This window comes from Microbulbifer mixtoriginis (SeqCode), from assembly GCF_052467705.1.
The window spans coordinates 3,157,079-3,174,761 of sequence record NZ_CP174322.1; the positions used below are offsets into that span (position 1 = coordinate 3,157,079).

General features: G+C 53.7%; 20 protein-coding genes, 3 tRNA genes and 1 pseudogene. 11 read left to right on the forward strand and 13 right to left on the reverse strand.

What is annotated here, in order from left to right; translation table 11 throughout:
- Nucleotides 1-18 precede the first annotated feature (18 nt).
- On the reverse strand, nucleotides 19-249 hold the full coding sequence (locus ACJJIB_RS13840) for a hypothetical protein (protein ID WP_444886501.1): 231 nt from the start codon (nucleotides 247-249) through the stop codon (nucleotides 19-21).
- Nucleotides 250-455: 206 nt separating this feature from the next.
- Between ACJJIB_RS13840 and ACJJIB_RS13845 the strand changes: the two are divergent.
- The 8 genes and pseudogenes from ACJJIB_RS13845 to ACJJIB_RS13880 all read left to right on the forward strand — a co-directional run.
- Nucleotides 456-716 (forward strand): annotated as a pseudogene (locus tag ACJJIB_RS13845) (DNA-binding response regulator); the annotation flags it as partial.
- On the forward strand, nucleotides 713-898 hold the full coding sequence (locus ACJJIB_RS13850) for a hypothetical protein (protein ID WP_444886502.1): 186 nt from the start codon (nucleotides 713-715) through the stop codon (nucleotides 896-898). The pseudogene ACJJIB_RS13845 and the gene ACJJIB_RS13850, both read left to right, overlap by 4 nt.
- A complete protein-coding gene (locus ACJJIB_RS13855) occupies nucleotides 895-1,197 on the forward strand; it encodes a DUF7673 family protein (RefSeq protein ID WP_444886503.1) in 303 nt (100 codons plus the stop codon). The genes ACJJIB_RS13850 and ACJJIB_RS13855 overlap by 4 nt, the downstream gene beginning before the upstream one ends.
- 168 nt (nucleotides 1,198-1,365) lie before the next feature.
- Nucleotides 1,366-1,530: a hypothetical protein gene (locus tag ACJJIB_RS13860; RefSeq protein WP_444884490.1), complete on the forward strand. Its 165-nt coding sequence runs from the start codon at nucleotides 1,366-1,368 to the stop codon at nucleotides 1,528-1,530.
- The gene (locus tag ACJJIB_RS13865) at nucleotides 1,527-1,814 is read left to right on the forward strand and encodes a phage antirepressor KilAC domain-containing protein (protein ID WP_444886504.1); all 288 of its coding nucleotides are present in this window, start codon (nucleotides 1,527-1,529) and stop codon (nucleotides 1,812-1,814) included. The genes ACJJIB_RS13860 and ACJJIB_RS13865 overlap by 4 nt, the downstream gene beginning before the upstream one ends.
- A gap of 89 nt (nucleotides 1,815-1,903) precedes the next feature.
- Nucleotides 1,904-2,176 carry a hypothetical protein gene (locus tag ACJJIB_RS13870; RefSeq protein ID WP_444886505.1) on the forward strand — a complete coding sequence of 91 codons (273 nt, stop codon included), beginning with the start codon at nucleotides 1,904-1,906 and terminating at the stop codon, nucleotides 2,174-2,176.
- A gap of 77 nt (nucleotides 2,177-2,253) precedes the next feature.
- Complete coding sequence (locus ACJJIB_RS13875; RefSeq protein ID WP_252082084.1) at nucleotides 2,254-2,493, forward strand: DUF4224 domain-containing protein; 240 nt, start codon at nucleotides 2,254-2,256, stop codon at nucleotides 2,491-2,493.
- 32 nt (nucleotides 2,494-2,525) lie between these two features.
- The gene (locus ACJJIB_RS13880) at nucleotides 2,526-3,527 is read left to right on the forward strand and encodes a tyrosine-type recombinase/integrase (protein WP_444886506.1); all 1,002 of its coding nucleotides are present in this window, start codon (nucleotides 2,526-2,528) and stop codon (nucleotides 3,525-3,527) included.
- 1 nt (nucleotide 3,528) lies between these two features.
- Here ACJJIB_RS13880 and ACJJIB_RS13885 read toward each other — a convergent pair whose 3' ends face one another.
- The 4 genes from ACJJIB_RS13885 to ACJJIB_RS13900 all read right to left on the reverse strand — a co-directional run bounded on the left by ACJJIB_RS13885 (nucleotide 3,529) and on the right by ACJJIB_RS13900 (nucleotide 4,871).
- Nucleotides 3,529-4,353, reverse strand: coding sequence for a hypothetical protein (locus ACJJIB_RS13885; protein ID WP_444886507.1), 825 nt, complete (start codon nucleotides 4,351-4,353; stop codon nucleotides 3,529-3,531).
- 155 nt (nucleotides 4,354-4,508) lie between these two features.
- Nucleotides 4,509-4,584: transfer RNA gene (locus tag ACJJIB_RS13890), tRNA-His, on the reverse strand.
- Nucleotides 4,585-4,699: 115 nt separating this feature from the next.
- A tRNA-Arg gene (locus ACJJIB_RS13895) sits at nucleotides 4,700-4,776 on the reverse strand.
- Between the two features lie 18 nt (nucleotides 4,777-4,794).
- Nucleotides 4,795-4,871: transfer RNA gene (locus ACJJIB_RS13900), tRNA-Pro, on the reverse strand.
- 340 nt (nucleotides 4,872-5,211) lie between these two features.
- On the opposite strand from ACJJIB_RS13900, the gene folD reads away from it, so the two are divergent.
- Genes folD through ACJJIB_RS13915 form a run of 3 tightly spaced genes read left to right on the forward strand, consistent with a single transcriptional unit; the run spans nucleotide 5,212 to nucleotide 7,773 of the window.
- The gene (folD, locus tag ACJJIB_RS13905; RefSeq protein ID WP_152453122.1) at nucleotides 5,212-6,057 is read left to right on the forward strand and encodes a bifunctional methylenetetrahydrofolate dehydrogenase/methenyltetrahydrofolate cyclohydrolase FolD; all 846 of its coding nucleotides are present in this window, start codon (nucleotides 5,212-5,214) and stop codon (nucleotides 6,055-6,057) included.
- Nucleotides 6,058-6,088: 31 nt separating this feature from the next.
- A complete protein-coding gene (rsuA, locus tag ACJJIB_RS13910) occupies nucleotides 6,089-6,754 on the forward strand; it encodes a 16S rRNA pseudouridine(516) synthase RsuA (RefSeq protein ID WP_444886508.1) in 666 nt (221 codons plus the stop codon).
- A 38-nt stretch (nucleotides 6,755-6,792) separates the two neighbouring features.
- Nucleotides 6,793-7,773: a class I SAM-dependent methyltransferase gene (locus ACJJIB_RS13915; RefSeq protein ID WP_444886509.1), complete on the forward strand. Its 981-nt coding sequence runs from the start codon at nucleotides 6,793-6,795 to the stop codon at nucleotides 7,771-7,773.
- Nucleotides 7,774-7,860: 87 nt separating this feature from the next.
- Here the strand turns inward: ACJJIB_RS13915 and ACJJIB_RS13920 are convergent, their stop codons facing one another.
- The 8 genes from ACJJIB_RS13920 to ACJJIB_RS13955 form a co-directional block, all read right to left on the reverse strand.
- Nucleotides 7,861-8,316, reverse strand: coding sequence for a hypothetical protein (locus ACJJIB_RS13920; RefSeq protein ID WP_152453116.1), 456 nt, complete (start codon nucleotides 8,314-8,316; stop codon nucleotides 7,861-7,863).
- Between the two features lie 140 nt (nucleotides 8,317-8,456).
- Nucleotides 8,457-9,203 carry a methyltransferase domain-containing protein gene (locus ACJJIB_RS13925; protein WP_444886510.1) on the reverse strand — a complete coding sequence of 249 codons (747 nt, stop codon included), beginning with the start codon at nucleotides 9,201-9,203 and terminating at the stop codon, nucleotides 8,457-8,459.
- Entirely contained in the window at nucleotides 9,203-9,676 is a 474-nt protein-coding gene (gene msrC / locus ACJJIB_RS13930) for a free L-methionine (R)-S-oxide reductase MsrC (RefSeq protein WP_444886511.1), read from the reverse strand. Before msrC ends, ACJJIB_RS13925 begins: the two co-directional genes overlap by 1 nt.
- A gap of 140 nt (nucleotides 9,677-9,816) precedes the next feature.
- Nucleotides 9,817-10,272 (reverse strand): hypothetical protein, encoded by a 456-nt coding sequence (locus ACJJIB_RS13935; RefSeq protein ID WP_444886512.1) that lies wholly within the window; start codon nucleotides 10,270-10,272, stop codon nucleotides 9,817-9,819.
- A gap of 178 nt (nucleotides 10,273-10,450) precedes the next feature.
- On the reverse strand, nucleotides 10,451-11,653 hold the full coding sequence (locus ACJJIB_RS13940; protein WP_444886513.1) for a Wadjet anti-phage system protein JetD domain-containing protein: 1,203 nt from the start codon (nucleotides 11,651-11,653) through the stop codon (nucleotides 10,451-10,453).
- Between the two features lie 42 nt (nucleotides 11,654-11,695).
- Nucleotides 11,696-15,343 carry an ATP-binding protein gene (locus ACJJIB_RS13945; protein ID WP_444886514.1) on the reverse strand — a complete coding sequence of 1,216 codons (3,648 nt, stop codon included), beginning with the start codon at nucleotides 15,341-15,343 and terminating at the stop codon, nucleotides 11,696-11,698.
- A gap of 155 nt (nucleotides 15,344-15,498) precedes the next feature.
- The gene (locus tag ACJJIB_RS13950; protein ID WP_444886515.1) at nucleotides 15,499-16,263 is read right to left on the reverse strand and encodes a DUF4194 domain-containing protein; all 765 of its coding nucleotides are present in this window, start codon (nucleotides 16,261-16,263) and stop codon (nucleotides 15,499-15,501) included.
- Entirely contained in the window at nucleotides 16,256-17,683 is a 1,428-nt protein-coding gene (locus ACJJIB_RS13955) for a Wadjet anti-phage system protein JetA family protein (protein ID WP_444886516.1), read from the reverse strand. Before ACJJIB_RS13955 ends, ACJJIB_RS13950 begins: the two co-directional genes overlap by 8 nt.

Consider the following 17,683-nt stretch of genomic DNA (forward strand, 5'->3'; position numbering starts at 1 on the left):
CTGCTCCGGCGTAAGTTTCTAGTTTTTTAGGGTTGTAGAGATATAACCAGCCTCTAAATCAGAGGATAAAATCTGAAACCCATCTCTCAACAAAGCTTGCCTCGCCTTACTCAATATCTCTTGCTTTGTTGAAAGGTGCTCTAAAGCAAAGTACTCACTAATAAACACTGGCGTCTGGTTCGTTGCAGTACAGCCACCAAGGCCAGTCGCTAGCAGAACTCCTACTACTGCATGTCTTATTTTTTTCATTCTTATCCTCCGTGATAAGCGCTCTCTGAGCATATCAAGGAGAGGACCTTTTAAGAAATTAACTTATGACTATTGGCCAGATAATTTACTTTCGGCTACTGCAATTATTAACCAAGGACAGGGCATCAAAATGCACACAGCCAGCAATCTAAGGCCATTGGCGCCAAGCTGAAGCTCTAACACTTAGAGCTCATGGGTTCTCCAACAAAGAGACTGCCGAAGCCATGCAGTGCTCAGTAACGAACGTCACCAACCTGCTGGCCGAGTGCTTTTATAAACCCCACGCCCGCAACAGCACAGACGCAGTGGCCAAGGCTGTAAAGCACGGGTTGATTCAATTCGCTCTGCTCGCCTGCGTACTCAGCGGCATGGGAGTTGATGCTCAAGACCAATTACGCACCCGCTTCCAGCGCCGCCCCACAGTTCGAACCATTCGCATCCGCAACAACCGGGAGGGAATCGCATGACCACCACCGTGTTTGTACATCCAGCGGCTATGAGCAAAAACGACGTAGATCGCCTCAAGCAGCGCACCGATATCGCCAACGCGGATCGCAAAACGCTCATCCGGTTCGTACAGCCAAAACCCACTTTTGCTCGGCCACTGCACCAAAATGATTGGCCACCTTTTGGAGGTGATGCAGCATGAATACTTTCAGCCCAACCCAGAGTGTGGAAACCCTGCTCACTGTAGCCAACGGATATTCCGGTGCTAGTGCAATTGCCGCACAGGTGTTGCTTTCGGCTTGGAACAGCAACGACTTTACGGTTCCCGTTGCCGAGTTATCACTACTTGATGGGGAGAACTATCAGCACGCTCTCAACGTGATGACACTTCGCTATCAAGGCAAGGAGCCCCAAAGCGTAATCGCACAGGGCGAAAAAAAATTTCGCACCCTTTGTGTCGAGTGGTCTCACCTCGAAACCCAGAGGAAAGGTGCAGCATGAACAAACCGCAGCAGCTGCCACGGATACATTGCGCCCTTTGCGGAAAACCCGCAGGGCCAGTATTCAACGGGAAGCTGTTATTACGCGGCTGGAATTGTCAGCTTTGCAAATACTGGGAGCCGGCAATTGGCAGGGAGCGGAAGTTCAAAAAAATAGTAGGGGCGGACCATGAATGAATTCTCCCAACTACTAAAAATCACTCAAGACCTAATGGCCACGGTAGAAACTCAGCAGTTACAAATAAACGGCATGCAAGAGCAAATCGCCGCACTCTCCGAAGCCATCCAGGGCCAACCATCAGAACAAAATTTGAAGGACCAGGAGGCAGCGTGAAAAAGGAAAAACTGTTCACCATCACCCAGGCCGCCCGAACTTTAGAAATGGGTAGAAACAACCTGCTGAAGCTACTAAGAAATAGCGACCTTTTGCATAGCCGTGAACCTATGCGCAACTCACCGACAAAGGCTGCCGTACAACAGGGGTTACTGGTTGCAGAGAATGCCGAATATAGCCGTGGCCCGGTGAAGGTGCCGTATATCAATACCAAGGTGACATCGAAAGGCATGGTGTGGATTCGGGATCTGATCGAAAAGACTTCCATCTCCCAAGCCAGCTAGAAATTTAACCGCGCCCCGACGCATTCAGTCAGAGGTAACCGTCCTTGGGCTGCCGGCATGGAGCCCATTTTTAAACATGGGAAAATCTAATGAAAAGATACGCACTGCTTACTGGCTCCTACAACCTATTAATGGGCGGCATCAAAGATTTCAAGCGCTCCTACGCCACAGAAGAGGAGGCCTTCGAAGAAGTGCAGCGCATCGCTCAAAATGACCTATTTACCGACTGGGCGCAGATATTCGATAAGAAAACCGACAAGGCAAAAATTTATCGCATAGTCGATAAGAAAATCATTGAAGATAAACCCAAAGACTGCCCTCACCCAGAATCAAAACCCCAGGCAGAACCGCAATACGCCTGAGCCCAATTAAAAATAGTGTTCTCAGCCCGCCAAGTGCGGGCTTTTTAGGTAGAAGACAACAACGCGAGGGATGTGCGATGGGTAACTTGCTAACCAAGCATGAGATAGCCCGACTAACGGGCGCTGGCGCCGAGAATGCCGAGGAGCAAAAGCGTATTCTCGATGCCAATCGGATTCCCTATGTGCTGAAAAAGGATCGATCCCCCGCTCTCACCTGGGAAATGGTTAATCAAGCCATTCTAGCCCGAGGGGCCTCAAAACCCGACTTAGCTGGTGTTAATCTACCCCCAGGCTTTAACCTTGGAGCAGCAAGCTGATGGGCAGAAGGCGTAACCCCGAAAATGCATGGATGCCACCACATGTTGAGCGGTACAAGAATGGCTTTCGAGTAAACCGAAGGGGCTACCCAACTAAGCACTTAGCTAAACAGGATGCCAGCAAAGCAGAAGTTTGGACGGCATATGAACGCTACCTTGCAGGCCTAGTCGAGAAAGAATTCACTCTTAAAGACCTAATTGAGTTGTACTTCGCATCACCTCAGTACACCAAGCACATCAAGCCACAAACTCAAAAAGACTACTACCGCTACAGCCAACGTATATTGACAGTGTTTGGAGAGATGACACCTGATTCAATCACTTCACCACTGGTACAGATGTTTTTGGATGCCCGCGGGGCAGAACACCCTACCGCAGCAAACCGAGAAAAAACCTTTCTAGGCATTGTGATGAAATGGGGTAAGGCAAGAGGGTTTGTAAAAATCGAAGACCCAACAACGGTAGTTAAAGCACTCAAGGAAAAAGCTGGCGGTCGCTATTTGGAAGACTGGGAGTATGAAGCCTTTTGGCAATGGCTTGGTGAGCGCGGCCACATTATGCACCAATGCGCCATGGAGATTAGTTATCTTTGTGCAGCCCGACAGCAGGATGTATTGGCACTTACGCGAGCAGATATGAAAGAAGATGGTCTGCTTGTTATTCAAAGCAAAACCGGAAAAGCACAGATAAAACTCTGGAGCCCAGCACTAAGGGAAGCTGTGGAACGCGCACTTGCGAGCAATGTTGATGCACAAATTCAAACAGCTCATATTATTCGCAGCCGTACCGGGCGACCTTTTACCCGGATGGGCTTTAATGCTACCTGGCTAAGAGAGCAGCGAGCCGCCTTGGAAGCGGGAATTATTAAGGAGCGTTTTCGGTTTCACGATCTGAAAATTAAAGCCGCCAGTGATTTTGACGGTGACGTGCAGAAATTTACAGGACACAAAACCCGCTCTATGGCGGAGCGATATAATCGAACAGCAGATAAAGTTGTCAGCCTAGACCGGAAGCGCCCAAAGAAAGACAAATAATTTAGTTTGCCTTTTGCTCCACATCCCCTTTGGTTTCTACAACTTCAACACGAACATCTTTTTCAAGCTCAAGCCTCAACACAGCTCTCAAGCCTTCAATTGATTCAGGCGATAAAGTGACCTGCTCACCTTGTGCTTTAGATAACTCAACTGCAATTGCGTGAGTTAGGTTACTTATTGATTCATCAGAGAGGGTAACTGGTTGTAAGGCCACAGGGGAGTTTAGATTTACAGAAACATCTTTATTTTGAGAGTAGATCTGACCTATGAGCGCACCAACAGCTACCAAGGCCGAAACAACTGCTGCCCAGAACATCTTTTTTGTAAGCTTGACGCCATCCCCTGCAACTTGAGCACTTTGCTTGGCTGCACTTGCACTCACCTTCGCCGCCGTCGAACTATCAGCAGCAATTGTATTTGCAAGTTCAGCAGCATGCACTGCACGTCTCGAGAGTTCGGCCTGATTTCGCTCCAATCTATCACGACCCAACCTTTCAAGGTTTTCGATTCGCCTCTCGATAATAGGCAAGAATGAATCAATGACCCTTGTCACTTTATTTTGCCTACTCTTCAGCTGTTGATACAAACCAGAATTCACTCCGGGCTCCACAGAAAGAGCCTCCAAGTCTTCAGCAACACCATTCAGGGCTTGGCGATCGCACTGCAGCGCCCCTTTCCAGCTCCTATATTCAGAGAGAGCCACCTCCACGCCTGACTCATCACTCTGGGATAGCCTCTGTTCTATTTGATTGGACCTTTCTTGCAGCTCAGTGAATTCATAACCGACAGCAAGAGCTTTTTTAATTTTATCTAACTTAACATCCATATTGCTCCAGCCCCTATGCCTTACATCCTTAAAAACATAAAACCTCAACATGGATTGAGGCCATAATTACCACACCAAATTACCACACTGGAATCAGAAACGAAAAAACCCCGCACTAGGCGAGGTTTTAAGTCCTTGATAAACAAGGAAGAATCTGGGGTGGCCGACGGGGATCGAACCCGCGACCTCAGGAGCCACAATCCTGTGCTCTACCAACTGAGCTACGGCCACCATAAAAGTGATATACTTCAGCACCTTGTGGCAGTACTGATTGCCGGATATCTCTTGCAGCCAATCTGGCTTCAGACTAAGTCCTTTTTGCCAAACCAGCACCATCTTGTGAAGATGGCACGCCCGGCAGGACTCGAACCTGCGACCATCCGCTTAGAAGGCGGATGCTCTATCCAGCTGAGCTACGGGCGCAAGGTGAACCCGGAAAATTGGTCGGGGCAGAGGGATTCGAACCCCCGACATCCTGCTCCCAAAGCAGGCGCGCTACCAGACTGCGCTATGCCCCGTTTTTCCAATCATTCGCACCTCTTTGACTCTGTTAACCGCCCCGTAGGTGGTTGTGTAAGTCGCTGTAGCTGCGAAGTGCGTGCATAGTAATGATACCCCCGGCCCATGTCAACGCTTCTAAGCTATTATTTTTAAAGAAGTTTATCCTTTTGCCTATCTGGGCCCAGAAGTGGCGAAATTATTTCCAACCTGTGCGAAAATGGCGCACTTCGCGAATCCGACCGGATAAAAAGTAAGCGTTTTTAAAAATCGCCTGCTTCCGCCCTTCTATATACAGTAGGTGCTGGAGCAGACTCCGGTCTATTAGCCATCGATTTTTTATTGTTAGAGATAGCATCTATGTCTGCACTGGTTCTGGACGGCAAGGCCCTGGCACAGAAAACTGAAGAAGAACTCTCGGCTCGGGTAGCCGTACTAAAAGAGAAGAGCGGTGGGCAAACGCCAATCCTGGCGACCATCCTGGTGGGTGATGACCCCGCTTCAGCTACCTATGTAAAAATGAAGGGCAATGCTTGCCGCCGTATCGGCATGGATTCCATGCAGGTGGAACTGCCCTCCTCCACCACCACTGAGGAGTTACTCGCCAAGATTGAGGCGCTCAACGCCAACCCCAACGTCCACGGTATCCTACTTCAGCACCCGGTGCCGGCACAGATCGATGAGCGTGCCTGTTTCGACGCGATTAGCCTGGAGAAAGATGTAGATGGCGTGACCTGCCTTGGCTTTGGCCGTATGGCCATGGGTGAAGAGGCCTATGGCTGTGCAACCCCTAAAGGCATTATGCGCCTGCTGGAAGCCTACAATATCGAAATGGAAGGCAAGCACGCCGTGGTCGTGGGCCGCAGCCCCATTCTGGGCAAGCCGATGGCTGCCATGTTGTTGAATGCCAATGCCACCGTAACCATCTGCCACTCCCGCACTCAAGACCTGGCCGAACATATCCGCCGCGCCGATATCGTAGTGGGCGCCGTGGGCAAACCTGAGTTTATTAAGGCCGAGTGGATTAAAGATGGCGCAGTGGTTGTCGATGCCGGCTACCATCCAGGCGGTGTGGGCGATATCGAACTGGGTCCGCTAACTGAGCGCGTTGCCGCCTACACCCCGGTGCCCGGCGGTGTTGGCCCCATGACCATCAATACCCTGATCTACCAATCTGTCGATTCCGGTGAACGCAAGATTGGCTAGTTTTATACGACTAGATAAGGCGGTCAGCCAGGTGACTGACCTCTCCCGTTCCGATGTGAAGCGCGCCGCCAAGGCGGAGCGTATCAGCGTAAACGGCGAGATAGTCACCGATCCGGCCGCCAAGGTACAGGCCAGCGATGCACTGTACCTGGACGGCGAGCCCCTGCACGAGCCGGGGCCACGCTACATTATGTTGAACAAACCCCTGGGCTATGTAAGCGCGACCAAAGATGGCGAACACCCTACGGTGCTGGACCTGATTGACGAGCCCAACAAAGCCAAGCTACATATCGCCGGGCGCCTGGATATCGATACCACCGGGCTGGTGCTACTCACCGATGATGGCCAGTGGTCACACAAAGTGACCTCACCGAACCACCACTGTGAGAAAACCTATTACGCTCTGCTGGCAGAGAAAATTGAGGAAGATGCGGTGGCAAAGTTTGTCAAAGGTATCTGGCTCAACAATGAAAAGAAAAGAACCAAGCCGGCCAAGCTTGAGATTCTCTACGCTAACGAGGTGCGCATCACTATCGGTGAGGGCCGCTACCACCAGGTCAAGCGTATGTTTGCCGCCCTGGGCAACCGGGTAATCGAACTGCACCGGGAGAGAATCGGCGATATCTTCCTGGATGAAGAGCTCCAGGAAGGCGAATACCGGCTGTTAACTTCTGAAGAAATCGCTTCGGTACAATAAAGACTATGTCCTCGCTTCTCCTCCAGGAAATCTCACAGGTGCCGAGTGAAACCCTGTGGATCGCCGATGAAAACAGCAAGCCTTTACTACAGCCGGGCTTTCACTTCGAAGGTGACCTCCTTACCAACCGCTGGGATATTGCCGAGCTGGCCCAGGGTAAGGTTGGGCGCAGCTTCTATAACGACTTTCACCTTGAAGAGCTGGATCGCCGCTACCGCCGCATTGTTTATTCGGTCTCCAAGGAAAAAGCCGTCGTTCACCATATTATCAACCAGGCCCCACGGTTTCTCGGTGAGGGCGGTGAACTGGTGTTGTTAGGGGAAAAGCAGAGCGGCATTAAAAGCTATGCGGCTAAAGTTGCTGAGCGCCTGGATGGCAGTAAGCATCTGCAAAAATACGGCAACGATTATTGCAGTGTTAACCGGGTGGAGCATCCCCAGGGTGGAACACCTATCGGTGAGGAGGATTACCCGCAGCTACGCAGCCTGCCAGAGTTAGGCGGCCTCTACAGCAAGCCCGGCCTGTTTGGCTGGAATAAGATTGATAAGGGCAGCGCCCTGCTAGCCCAACAGCTCACCACCGAGCTTCCCAAGGAGGGCGCCCAAGTCATCGACCTCGGCTCTGGCTACGGTTATCTCAGTGCCCGACTAGCGTCACTGGGGAGCTTCCACTTTACCGCTATCGACAATAATGCCGCTGCCCTACTCGCCTGTAAGAAAAATTTTCAAACTCAGGGTATCAAGGGCGTAGTTCTGCCCTCAGATGCCGGGGCAGAGCTGGAAAGCGGTGCTGCGGACCTGGTGCTGTGCAACCCGCCCTTCCACCAGGGATTCCAGGTGGAAGGCGATCTCACCGATCGCTTTTTGCAACAGAGCGCACGGTTATTGAAAATAACCGGAACGGCGCTGTTTGTGGTGAACGAGTTTATTCCGCTGCTCAAGAAGGGGCCGCGTTACTTTTCTGAGGTGCAGTTGATCACCAAAGAAAAAGGCTTCTGTGTATACCGGCTGCGCCCTTAGGGCGCAGTTTGCCGGCGTCTATCTAAATTAGGCGAGCAGTCGCCAGGAGACAAAAATCAAATTTGCGGACCGGCTGAGTCGGTAGAATTAGTAGTCGCGCAAATTAAACAGGTTCATCGAGAGGGTATGCTCCTCCAGCTCTTCCAGTTGTCGCAAGCGCTCGAAGGCTTCACGCGCCGAGGGAGTTTCCGCCCCCTGGGCCAGATCCCGGTATTGATCGGCCAGATAAATCTCAATGTCCATAGCCAGTTTGGCAATGTCATCTAGATTATCGATATCAATACTGCGCAGGCGCTGCAGAAACTCCTTCTCGCGTCCCTCTGGGGCAAATTGCACCCAGGTGTGCAAGGCACCTGGAGGCAAATCGGCGTGGAAGTTCTCCAGTGAATGCTTCATGGAGTCTTCCCGTCGTCGAAGCTGATCTAGGAGCAGCTCAACCCGCTTGTTGGTGGCAAGCTGCTCATACTCTTCGTATTGCAGCGCCAATTTGGCATGAAAATCCCTTCCTTCCTGAATAACTTCCTCAACTGTTTTGTACCGCATTAACGAGCCCTGGAGTAATAAGTCGCTAATGTCAGTATAGACAGGCAGTGAGAAAGGGCGCCAACAACACCCAACAAAAAAACGACAGTGGCAGTTTTCTCTTTGCCTATCGAGCCGCCAGGGCGCTCCAGACAGATAACTCAACGCAGAAGTCGATGATGAGCATACAGGCGACAACTGGGGCTACCGGGATTGATTTTAGCTGGAGCGCGCTTCTTCAGCTCCCCCAGTGAAAGCGTTTTCCTACTCACCGCCAGAATATGATTTTCGTATTGGGGCATGTAGGCCATCCAGGCGCCACGCAGACGGCTGCGCAAAGCCTTTTGACGCCAGGCACTGTCTCGGAGCTCCTGAAGATCGCCAAAGTTACTCACTAAAACCCCATCCCGGTGCAATAGGCGCATCAAGTTGGCGCACCATTCTTGACTTGCGGGCACGGCGCGCTGTGCCACCCCCTGAAAATGACCAAATATGTCATCGATGACCAGATCAAACGGCTCAGCAGAGGGGTTTTGCAGGTAATCTGCCACATACTCTTTGGCATCGGCATGTACCAGCTCTACATCCTTAACTCCGAAGAAGCGGCGGGCCACCTGTAGGTGAACCGGGTCCAGGTCCACCCCAACAATACGTTTCGCCGAGGTGTAAGCCTGTAACAAGCGGATCAAGGCACCGCCCCCAACACCTAATAACAATACAGAGTTCAGACGCTTCTCGGGTAGAAAGAAGGCCGGCAGCAGAAGCAGCTCCCACAGGGAGCCCTTAAGGGGATCGCGGGGATTCCACTGGGAATGGAAAACCCCATTGCTGTACAAACGTACGCTGGCGCCGTGGTTGCGCACCTCATAACAGGTGTCTCCCACCTGCTTCTGCCACAGTAGTGCCATTAGCTTTGTGGCAGGTCTGAAGATTTCAGCAGTACTTGGGCAAAGCCCTGTAAGCCAGCCAAATCTTCTGCGGTGAAACGGGCAACGGTCGGGCTATCGATATCGAGCACCCCAAGGCAGTGGCCGTTATTATCGTAAAGTGGAACGACCACTTCAGAAGCAGAAACCGCATCGCAGGCGATATGGCCTGGAAACTGATGCACATCCTCTACCAGTTGAGACTCTCCGCTGGATACCGCCGTACCGCAAACTCCGGCACCTACGGGAATACGAGTACAGGCGGGCTTGCCCTGAAAGGGTCCCAGACGTAGCTCATCATCATGCAAAAAGTAGAAGCCCGCCCAGTTGATATCCTCCAACTCCATAAACAACAGAGCGCTGGCATTGGCAGTATTGGCCAGCCAATCCCTCTCGGCGGATAGCAGACCTTCGAGTTGACTATTGAGCGATGAGTAGAATTTATTTAACGACATGGCCGGATCGCCCCCTCACAATCAGTGGCTATAAAACGGGTTTGCCAGACACAGCAAACCCGCGAAATACCTGGCGCATTGTGTGCCAAGAGGCAGGTATTTTGCGGGCTTTACAGCAGGAATCAACCGGTGATTGAAAATTACTGGTAGGGGTCCAGTACCTCCTCTTTTGAGGACTCCCGTTGATATTGGTCTGCATCCATCGTGGGACGTGACCACTCATTACTCTCGCGGCCACCCTGCTCCTCCCCCGATTGGATAGCAGGGGGTGCCTTGGTGACATCGGAGGCAATTAAAGCGGAGCGTTTTTGCTCGAATCGCTTTTCCACGACGGGCTTGGGCGGCATGGAGGTGCTGGACTCCCGGCGGATACGGCTGGCCATAGTGCTTAGCGTTGGTCGTCGGCGCTCGGCCAGCTTAACCGCTTCCAACTCGCTGTTGAGCCGATTGACCTCTGCCTGCAAATCTCCCATCTGCGCCTGCAGTTCGGTAATCTGAGTCAGTACGCCTTTAACTTTACGGCTTTCCTTCTCATATAAAACAGCGGCGCCGCCGAAGGCCAAAGCAAAAATGACCAAAATGGAAAACTGACGCATAGAGATCTCCAGAAACTTCCCTTGTTATTTTTAAAGGGCATTTTTACCGTATATTTTCTGTATCTTCCGAGATCTCGCGCATAAAAAACAAGCTTTAAGGCTGACTGAAACGACTGCAACAGCCAGCGCACAATAAAGAGGAAGGGAAATTTATCCGATAGCGACAAAAAGCCCAGCGTTAAGAGAGAGTCTCCAGCAAAGCCTCTGTTTTGACGGCCTCCTGATCCACAAAACAATTATTAGCCGAGATAGCTGGGATCAAATAATTATCCGCATATTGGCAGCCGATCATTTCGATAGGTTTTTGCCCGAGCTTTTCCGCCAAGTCGGGAGAATGGGCTTTGCCGGCGTGCAGAGAGTTGAGTAACAAATCATAGCCGGGCCGCCAACACTGCAACTCAGGAAAACTTTTCCTCAGCGCGGCGGCTATACGCAGCCCTTCATAATCCAGATCCCCCCAAAAGAAAACGGGAAGCAAACCCAAATTATCGCCATACCACCACTGTGAAAATTGCTGCCGAGAAACTGTAGTGGCCGAATTAATCGTGCTAAAGCGAGTAATGCCATAATTGCGAATCCGCTCCGCACCACCCTGATAGCCCTCGCTGTACACCAACGCCGTGGAGCTGGGCTGCAATTCCGCCAGGCTGATAAAAGTATCCTGGTTCTCTATAAAAATCACCTGCGTAAACTGTTCCGGCAGGTAGGCGTGAAGTAATAACTGGCGCTCGCGAATTTTTCGGCTCAGCTCCGGAAACAGGTTACGCACCAGGGACTGGCGACTAGGTAAATCAAGATATTTGGAATCCCCTTTAAAGCAGCGCGCGGCCAATTGCCGCCAGGTGATTTGCTCGGCAAAAATCAATTCCCGACTTATCGCGGCCCAGCAGGAGACCATCTCCTCGGCAGAGTCGAAGCCCGCTTGAAGCTCCAAACCCTCTACGGGAAAAGCCGCGGGATTCTCAAAGCGATCGGCATAGGGCTCCAGCAGACTGATCCAGGCAGACTTGCGCAAGTTGGGGGATGGACGATTGAGCCACAGGCGCAGCTGCTCTTCACTGGCGTCCCGAAAGATCAGCTGAGCGCCCTGCCACTCTGCAACACCCGGTCGCCTTTTAGGGTTCGGTTTTACTGCAAAACATTGATACTCACTGGCAAAGTGCTGGAGCTCACTCCACAGTTCCTGCTCATCCTGAGTCGGGTCTCTGAGGGGCTCCAACACTTCCAACCAGCGCTTGCTGCCAGCGCGCAAATCCAACCTGAAACTAATGCGGGCTTCCTTGCCGCGTTCCAGCTGGCTGTCCCGCCGATCCAGAATAAAATTCAGGATGCCGATTAACAGCGGGTTTTCCTCTACCCAATAGGGCAATGTCTTTTCCATCGGTTGCCTCCCTGCCAATGGAGGGGTTTCCCCCGAAAATACCTATCCCTCTACTTCTACCAGGTCCATAAAATCCAGCGACGCCTGCTGGCGAATCGTGCGGCGGTGATTGGCCCAGAGTTCGGCGATACGCTCCTGGTTGCACACCTTGCGATCGACATACACCCGCGTATTCAGCTGGCCGATGGGCTTGGCACTGGGGCACTTACTGAATACAAACTGATTCGAGATCAGGTCCATAAAAGGCCCGGATTTACTGCTGGGCATAATAAACAGCAGCTGTAAGCCCAGGGTTTCGGTCAGGTAGCGGATCACTTCCTTGGAGCGGGACTCATCCATTTTGGAGAAGGCCTCATCCACCAGCACCATCTGCAAATGGCTGCCGCTTTCACCAAAGCGGAAGGCCGAAGTGACCGCTGCGGAGCGGATAATATAAGCCGGCGTTTCCAACTGACCACCGGAACCGGTGCCGTACTGGCTGAGCGCAATCGGCTCCTTGCCTTCCGGTTCCTTATAGATCTCATAGCTGCGGTAGTTGCGATAGTCGCTGATTCGATCCAGCTCGCGCCGCGCCACCTGCTCGTCTTCACTCAGCAGCATACTCAACAGGCGATCCCGCACCTTGCGGTGCTTGGGCGCCAGGTCCGTGTCGAACAGGCTCTGCTCTTCGCCCAAGTTCGGCAGTTCGATTACCGCCTTAAAGAAGCTCCAATATTCCTTGAATTCCGCCACCCACTGGTAGTCAAAACGGAAGCGCTCGCGGTCGGCGCCAAAGCGGTGGTGTTCCAGCTCTTTATTCAGATCATCCAACACGCGCTTACCATCGTTAATGGACTGGTAAATAGCGTGGCACAAGTGGGTTACAAAAGTGGTGTTAAAGGATTTTTTCAATCCCAGCAATTGATCGTGGCGCTCCACCAGCAGGTTGTTCTTCAGGCGGTTGCGCAGGGTCTCTACCTGATCGCCGAGACCGCTGATCAACTTGAACAGGCCATCTTTATGGCCGCCACTCAAGTCTGGCTCAAATACCAGGGTATCGACGCTGGCACAGGTGGCGTTGTACTCCATCACCGCGCGATCGAGCTGGCGACTGTATTTCTCCAGCTGCCCCTGCCAACTTTCGATATCCGCTGAGAAGTCGAAGTTGTCGGCGGCGCGCTCCACCTGCTCGTCGGCAGTAACCAGTACTTGCTCGGCATCGAAAGTGGGATCGATGGCGGTAATACGCCTTACCATTTCCTCACTGTCACTGGCGGCATCGTCCAAGGACTCAAGCTCGCCAGACAGGGCGTATAAGAGCTTTTCATTGCTCCTTAGTTTGGTCTCCAGAGAGCCATGCTTGCGCTGGAGGTCAGACAACTGCTTCTGCTGGTCTTTAAGCTGGGCCTTGAGTTCATCGACCTGCTGCTCGAACTGCTCAAAGTCCTTCAGGTCCAGGTTTTCCAGGGCCCGCTCGGCGCTGCGCCATTCGCGCTGGGCCGCCAGGGCGGAATCCACAATGGACAACAGCTTGATATTCGCCAGTCCGCGCACCGCATTGGTGACACGGCGGTAGAGCTGGTGGCGCTCGTTGACGTGGGCGGCCTCTTCCAGCAACTGCTCCATAGCGCGCTGCTGCGCCGCTAGTGCGCGGGCGCGGGCGCCCTGGCCGAACACCAACTCTGCATCGTCCATATCGCAGCGCCACATGCTGTAGTTGCCACTGGCCATACCGTCGGCAGTCAGGCCCCGGCGGGTGCCGCGCAGCTCGTGCTCATCCTCCACCTGCACCACGGCACCGTAGGAAGCGCGCAAATAGTGCTCGGCAGTTTTATGGGTGAACTCCATCAGTTCGATAATGGAGCCCGACGGCGTATCCAGGCGCTCCGCATCGCGGCGGGCTTTGTCCCCCTGGATCACGCGGGCGCGGTTGTTGCGCCCGGGCAGGCTGCGCACGATACGAATCGCGCGGGCTTCATGTTCCGGCTCCACAATAATCGAGAAGCGCGCACCGCCCAGATAGCCTTCAATCGCCATCTGCCAGCGCTCATCCAGCACTTCCACATAATCACACAGGACGCGGGGCTCCGCTTCAGGGCACTGCTCGCGAATTGCGGCCAGGGCCGCTTCCACCGATTGGGGGTAGCGCACGCGGTTGGCCTGGAGATGCTGAATGCGGCTCTCCTGGGTGCGCAGCTGCTTTTGCAGTTGCTGGACTTTTTGCTCCCAGCGGGAGGCCTGCTGGGCAATCTGCTCTTTGGGAGAAACCTCATCACTGGCGCCAGCTTTGCCACTGCTATCCAGCAGATCGAAGAGGCGGTTCTGTAGGGCCTCACTGCTGGCAGCGCGCTCGCGCAGTGGCTCCAGTGCGGCCAGGTCAATCCAGTCCTTGCCCAACAGCTTGTGCAGATCCGGCAGGTCTTCCTCGCGGGCTACCTGCTTGATCGCCTGCACCAGTGCTTTATCGGAGAAGGCGGGAATTTCCAACTCGGCGGAGGTGGAGTTAAGCAGGTTTAATAATTCTTCGGCGGCCTCGCGGTTCTCGCGCCAGCGGGCCTCTTCGGCAGACATGGGGGTATGCTGCTGGGACAGAAGGCTCAGGGCATTGTTAATACGCTGTTCCAGTTCGTCCTTATTGCGCAGCGCATCAATACCCAGGCGCTGGGCTTGAAGCTCTACCAGCTGACCATTGAGCTGCTCGACGCGTTCGGAGGCGACGCGCACCTCCCTTTCATTGTTGTCCAGATCGCTGCGCAGTTTTTTCTGGTCGTTCTTGCCGCTCAGATAACTCTTTTGCACCCGCTGCTGGCGATGGCGTGCGCACAAATATTCCTGCACCCGCAACTGCAACCACTGCTCCCGGTAGAGCTCTACCGACTGGGCGATGGCCTCCAGGGAACTGACCCGCTCCACAATCTGACGGGCTTCCTGTTCCATGCTATGGATGGTTTTCATCAGTTCGGAAACGGAGCGGATGGCATCACCCAGATCGCGCTTTTCCAACACTTCCTGTGCGACAAAATCGTTGATGCTTTTTACTGGCTTGTAGGCCATAAAATTGGCAAAGGTGCGCGCGGCGTGCATGGCCTCGCGATCGGAGACCGCATCGCGGCGTCCGCGCAGAGCGCCGTAAAGGCGGCGCAGGTAGGCCTTTTTCTTGTCGTACTGCTCTACTTTTTCGAACTGCTTACTCAGGACCTGGTTGAACTTATCCAGTGGCAGCAAATGTTTGCCATCGGTGTAATCCCGGACAAAATCCCCCATCACCAACTGTTCACCGGGGAATACGAAAAAGCGCAAATCACTTTGGCGAGCCTGGGCGGGCTTGCTGCTGTTATCCAGGTGCGCACGAATCCCCATCACTGCGGTAAAAGGCTCAGCATCGTCTTCACCGCTGGTGGGATGGAAAATACCGGCAATGTAACAGTCGGTGGGCTCTACACGGGCATAACTACCGTCGTCACAACCCAGTACATAGGAAGCTAGCGTCCGCACCTGCTTGCCACCGCGCCCGCGCTGGGTGGTTTCATCCTGTCCCGGGTTAAAGGTAAACAGGGTATCGTGGGCGGCGGTCATCAATGTCTGGATAGCATCGGCCGCCGTGGTTTTACCGGAACCGTTGCCACCGGAAAACAGGTTGATCGGGCCGAAATCATATTCCAACTGCGGGATATTGCCCCAGTTAATCAGGATCAGTTTTTTTAGGAACATAGTCTTTTCAAAAAAACGGTCTTTTCAAAAGCAGGGTCTTTTTGCAGGCGGGAAGCCGACACCCCTCTCCGAGGCTCCCGGGTGCGATTTACGCAAACCCGGGCGGTCGAATGTTTTCGATTTTTTATAGCCGCTACTGCGGCCTCTATTTTCAACTAGGAAGCGGCTTCACTCTCAAACAGGCTGCTATCTTCGACTTCTGGAGTGATGCGTTCGAGCGCTTGCTCTTGTTCCGCCTCTTCAACCTCATCAATTTCATCAGTTTGAGTAGCCTCGCTCTCCACTGCGTGCGGGGCTCCGCTGTCGATCAGCTGGTGCAATACCGACTCGCTGACAAAGTGGGCGATAGTCGGGCGCACGCGCAACCAGACTTCCGCACTGGTCTCCACTTCTTCACTGCTGAACTGCACCAAACGCAGCTGGCGCAATTTCTTCAGCAGGTTTTTACGCTCGGCGTGCTTATCTGGCAGGGACATTTTCAGCAGGTTGCGCATGCCCAGTTCCAGGGCTTCCATCGACAGCGCGGCACAACCACTCTCATCCACCTGCCCTTCCCGCAGCGCTTTATCGTACTCCACCCGCAGGGCGAGAATCGCGGCCACTTCCTGTTGGCTGAGACGGGCGCGGAAGCCGCCATGGTGCGGCTCTTCCTGATCCGGCAAACCCGGCACTTCGGCGCCGGGCGGATACACGCGGATAAACTGGAAACGACTGTCGTGCTGCAAACGCAACCCCAGCGGGGCCAACCACTCGCGCACCAGCTGCTCGCAGCGCTGGAAGCGATCGTAAAGCGTGGTCTCAATTACGCTTTCATCCCGGCAGATAACGCCGTAATCCAACAGGCGCACCAGCAGCTCGGAAAATTCGCTGCGGTTCAGGCGACACTGCGCCAGGGCCTCTTCCAAAGCCTGTTCAATCACTGTTTTTCAGCTCCAGGATATATTCGTCAAATTCGGTGAAATAATCATTGCTGGCGATTTCACCGGTAAATTTCACCTGCAAGTCGGCGGCGCCGCTCTGGTTCACTGCCGCCGCTTCGATCACATGGCTCATAGCGAGCAGATCACGCGCATCGCGCAATGGCAGGTTGCGGCTGTTGATCTGGCGGCCGGTGCCGAGAGCATCGCTCAGATAATCGCGCAGGTTACTGTTGTTGAAATTAAACGCCTGGTCGAGCAGTTGTTGCAGCTCGATCTCGCGGCGGTTCTCTTCACCGATGGGGGTTTCATCCTCGACCCGGGTATTCACCGGCTGGCGGCGATTGCGTTGCCACAGCTGGGTTTGTTTGGGGTCAAACAGGCGCAACTGGAAGCCGCCTAACTGTTCGCCCAGCTGCTCGAGAATTTGTGTTTTTTGCTGGCTCTCGCCGAGGCGCTGGCACAGGTCCGCAAATTCACCTTCGGCCTGGCTGTGCAGGTAGCTGAGCTGGCGAATAATAATATCCGCACGCTTAGTAAAGCCCTGTAGTGCACGGCGTAAAGCGGGCAACTTCACCTCGCAGGCGCGGCGCATACGGTCCTCGATGGTATCGAGCATCAGCCACAACAGGGATTGGCCCGGTTGTACCAACTCCGGCAGCAGCTGGCGCAGGCGCTTCTCCCACTCCGCTTTCTGCATATCCTCCTTGCGGCGAATACAATCAATCACCCGGTTGATGGAATCGCGGTGCTTCTCCACGCTGTCCGCAGACAGGCGGATAGCCAGGTCCGGCTGGAAGCGGCTCTCCATAAAGGAGAAAAACTCATCGGTGGCCTGCTGCACCAGCAATTGGGCTTCCACCTCCCGCACCATTTCCCGCTTGCGCTCTTCCAGCTCGGCGATCATATCGGTGAAATCCGCCACGATACGCTCGGAGTATTCCCAGGCATCGATCAAGTCGTGGATTTCACCTCGACTGGCAAAGGCTTCCAGGGCATTTAAGGTGTTACGAGTATTGCGGTGGCGAGTGCGCACGCGAGTGCCGTTCACTTCCACTAACGGCTGAGTGAAAAGGCGGCCCCGGCGGCTAAACGGATAGGTGGCGGTGAGCGTGGCGCTGTCCACCTGCTTCTCCAGCCAACCGAATTCCACCAAACTGTTCAGTACCCAGACGGCCTGATCGCGCAGGTTGCGGAAGCGGCCCTCGGGGTCCTGCACTCCATCTTCACTATCGAGTTGGGGCGCGCGGGTCAGGGCCTCGGCAAAAATTTCCAGGATCTGCTCGCGCAGCAAAGACTCACCGTAGTCAGCCTTGGCGGTGTACAGACGCTCATACAAAAGACGCAAGCACTCAACCACCTGCTCGCGGTATTTACCGGTCAGCGGGCGGAAGAAGTGTTGGTAGGAATCGACGAAGAACAA